This window comes from Stenotrophomonas sp., assembly GCF_050737075.1.
In the GTDB taxonomy this organism is placed as follows: domain Bacteria; phylum Pseudomonadota; class Gammaproteobacteria; order Xanthomonadales; family Xanthomonadaceae; genus Stenotrophomonas.
Genome location: NZ_JBOHXV010000175.1, coordinates 1 through 2753, shown reverse-complemented (window position 1 = coordinate 2753; position 2753 = coordinate 1). Strand labels below are relative to the sequence as shown.

Here is a 2753-nt window from a genome sequence, read left to right as displayed (position 1 = left end):
CCGATCCTCACGCAACATGCGCTCGACGCTGGCGCGCTGTTCCGCCGGCAATCGGCTGATACTGGATTTGGCGCGGCGCTTGCTCATGTCTTCACTTCGGGCTGGGGCGGCTGACGCCGGGGACAACGGCCTGTCCGGTCGCCACATCGCCGCCTCGAGCGGTCAGAGTGGCCACCAGCACGCCGGGAACCACCTCGGACAGCGCCGCCAGATCCTGTTCCTGCAGCCACGCCAGGTCGGTGCGCACATCGTCACGGGTGCTGGCCACGCCCATAAACTGGAGGCCTGCGTGCAGGACGGACGAGTTGGCCATGTAGCCACGCTGCTCCTGCAGCAAGCGCAGCAACACCAGGCGACGGTCCTCGCGCAGGCGCTGAGCAAAAGGCATGTTCATCATTCATTCTCCAGAAGGTGCTGCTGGACGGTCTGCAGCAGCCGGTTGGTGGTCTGTACCTGGCCTTCCATGGACGACAGGCGTTCATAGACCAGTCGAACATCGGTATGGGTCAGGGCTTGCTCGCGATAGACTTCCAGCCGGGTCACACGCGCAACCAAGCTGACGTGGCGCCACCACAGCAGTACGCCGATCAGCAGATTGGCCAGCCCAACGGCGAGCAGCAGAATCAACCCGCCGACGAGCAGATCGTTGGTCGAAGGTCCATTCATCGGCGTTCGACCTCGCCAGCACAGGGCTGGCAGCGGCGCGTGAGCGGTACGGCCTGCAGGCGTTCAGACGGGATCGGCTCGCCGCAGTCCAGACAGTCCCTCTCGGCAGGCGCGGCGCCATCCAGTCGGGGTCGGCTGGCCTCGAACAGCTCCCACGCGCGTGCTTCGTCAGAGTTAGCGCGGTCAGCGGCGTCGATCACTGGGGTGCTTCCTCCCGTCGATAAGATCACTGAGGTCGGCGATACAGCCATGGAACGCGCTTGCCCTGGCACGCAGCCGATCTACCGCATTGGGGTCGCGGCTGCTGCGCTCGGTAAGTGACATCTGAGCCGCTGTCGCACGGTACTCATCGCGCAGCTTGATCAGATCGCGCATTGGAATTGTTGGGGGCGAGGCCCGCTGAGGGCTCATGCGGGCAACGCTCTACCGTCAAGCCGGCCTCGCGCGCGGCTGCGCAGTACCATTGCCATGCGGTCACTTCCCACTGCTGAGCCGCTTCGAGGAGCCGTGCCATGCGACTGCGGCAGTCGTGATACTGCTCGGCCACCTGATCGTGATTGCCGATCAGCACGATCCACTCGTCGCTCGGTGCCGCTGGTAGTGCCGGGCACGGCTGCACCAGGCTGGCGGGAAGCGTCGGTGGGGGCGGCACCGGTGCCGGATGGGTCTGGACCGGCATTACTGCGGTTCCAGTGCTGCAGGACGCCAGCACCAGCATGCTTGCCCAGCTCAGGATGAGCGCGGGCCAGCTCCTGCAGCGATTGCCGCTGTTCGCTTGCCCATTGTTGAATGTCTTCACGGTCTTCCTCTCGTCCCCGAGCCACTTCATCCAGGCGACGGATGGCAGCGTCATAGTTCAGGGTGTTTTGAACAGCGCTTTGGCGAAGCGCATCGGCGGTTTGAGACAGCTGTTGCAGGTTGTCGCGCAGCTGACGGTTGTCGTCCCTCGCGGCCCTTCCGTCTTGCCAGTCGCAGCCGCCCACGAATGCCGCCACAGCGACCCCCAACCAAAGCACCAATTGAATGGCGACCTTCATTGGCACACCGCCGCGCCTGGCCAGCCAGCTGCAATGTAGGCTGGCTCCAAGGTCATCAGGATGCGGCGCGAGTAGGCGATGTTCTCTGCATGTGGACCAGTGCCACGAGCGCGGAACCGCTCGACCTGTCTCCAGTCATTGGCATCGGCTCGCCCCGCAATGGTCAGGCCACGCTCGCGTAGAAGCCATGCCTCACCGCCGTTGTAGCCACGGAGGGCGAAGGACCAGCGACTACACTCACTCAAGGGCGTCCAGCCGATGGGCTGCACGCGCTCCAATAACCATTTGTCATAGAGTGCTGCGGCGTGAATCGCCTGGACCGGGTCCCATGGATCGAACTCCCCAAGCTCGGCGGGGAACCTCTCCGCCATCCAGCGGGCAGTTTCTGGCATGAACTGGGCAATACCCTGCGCGCCAACCGGTGAGCGTGCCTTCAGTCGCCAGCCGCTTTCCTGGTGCAGTTGCGCAGCTAGCCGCGCAGGGGACGCATTGACGCCCCACACATCGGCGACTACCCGTTCGACGCGGTGCCGATGCAGTGCCGATGCTTCGGGAATCACAATGCTGCTACTGGCCCATGCCGAAGGGCCAGTGAGTGCAAGAACCATTGCGACTGATGCGGACCAACAGCGTAGACGCAGGCTCACCCGATCAGCCCCACGCCGATGATGGCGGCTGCAACGATGGTGGCCCTGCGAGCCTGAGCCATCGAGCGCTCAATGCCTTCTAGCCCGGCTGGATCACCGCCGCGGAAGTACGCCCAGTCAAACCCATAGCCCAGCGCGCCACCGGCGGCGATCTTGCTGACCGCCCACAAGTAGGCGCCAGCCTTGGCCGGATTCAGCGGAACAACAAACGCCAGCAGCACCAGGCTGATGGCAACCCACAACCACACGTAACCGATTCGGTCCAGGGTGCGGGATACAGCAGATTTCAACGATGACATGCGCAGCTCCTGCAAAGGAGCCGGCGGCGACAGACCGCCGCCGGCAGTGGGCAGGGGTGCGCGGCGCGCTTCAACGTTTCAACACCGTTGCCCTGCCTGCACAG

Annotated in this window: 6 protein-coding genes; all 6 read right to left on the bottom strand. The window is 64.4% G+C overall.

The window, feature by feature from the left end; all coding sequences use genetic code 11:
- Positions 1–91: 91 nt before the first annotated feature.
- Positions 92–388, bottom strand: a complete 297-nt coding sequence (locus ACREPD_RS22060; protein WP_431601278.1) for a VpaChn25_0724 family phage protein — start codon at positions 386–388, stop codon at positions 92–94.
- Between the two features lie 5 nt (positions 389–393).
- On the bottom strand, positions 394–666 hold the full coding sequence (locus tag ACREPD_RS22055; protein WP_431601277.1) for a hypothetical protein: 273 nt from the start codon (positions 664–666) through the stop codon (positions 394–396).
- Positions 663–917, bottom strand: a complete 255-nt coding sequence (locus tag ACREPD_RS22050; protein ID WP_431601276.1) for a TraR/DksA C4-type zinc finger protein — start codon at positions 915–917, stop codon at positions 663–665. Before ACREPD_RS22050 ends, ACREPD_RS22055 begins: the two co-directional genes overlap by 4 nt.
- Positions 918–1012: 95 nt before the next feature.
- Positions 1013–1465 (bottom strand): Rz1-like lysis system protein LysC, encoded by a 453-nt coding sequence (gene lysC / locus ACREPD_RS22045; protein WP_431601275.1) that lies wholly within the window; start codon positions 1463–1465, stop codon positions 1013–1015.
- Positions 1466–1699: 234 nt separating this feature from the next.
- Complete coding sequence (locus ACREPD_RS22040) at positions 1700–2263, bottom strand: transglycosylase SLT domain-containing protein (RefSeq protein ID WP_431601274.1); 564 nt, start codon at positions 2261–2263, stop codon at positions 1700–1702.
- An 83-nt stretch (positions 2264–2346) separates the two neighbouring features.
- Positions 2347–2649, bottom strand: a complete 303-nt coding sequence (locus tag ACREPD_RS22035) for a hypothetical protein (protein ID WP_431601273.1) — start codon at positions 2647–2649, stop codon at positions 2347–2349.
- Positions 2650–2753 lie beyond the last annotated feature (104 nt).

Excerpts from the sequence above, each read along its gene's own strand:
- ACREPD_RS22050 (WP_431601276.1), bottom strand. The coding sequence starts at position 917 with ATGGCTGTATCGCCGACCTCAGTGATCTTATCGACGGGAGGAAGCACC.
- ACREPD_RS22055 (WP_431601277.1), bottom strand. The coding sequence starts at position 666 with ATGAATGGACCTTCGACCAACGATCTGCTCGTCGGCGGGTTGATTCTG.
- ACREPD_RS22060 (WP_431601278.1), bottom strand. The coding sequence starts at position 388 with ATGCCTTTTGCTCAGCGCCTGCGCGAGGACCGTCGCCTGGTGTTGCTG.
- ACREPD_RS22035 (WP_431601273.1), bottom strand. The coding sequence starts at position 2,649 with ATGTCATCGTTGAAATCTGCTGTATCCCGCACCCTGGACCGAATCGGT.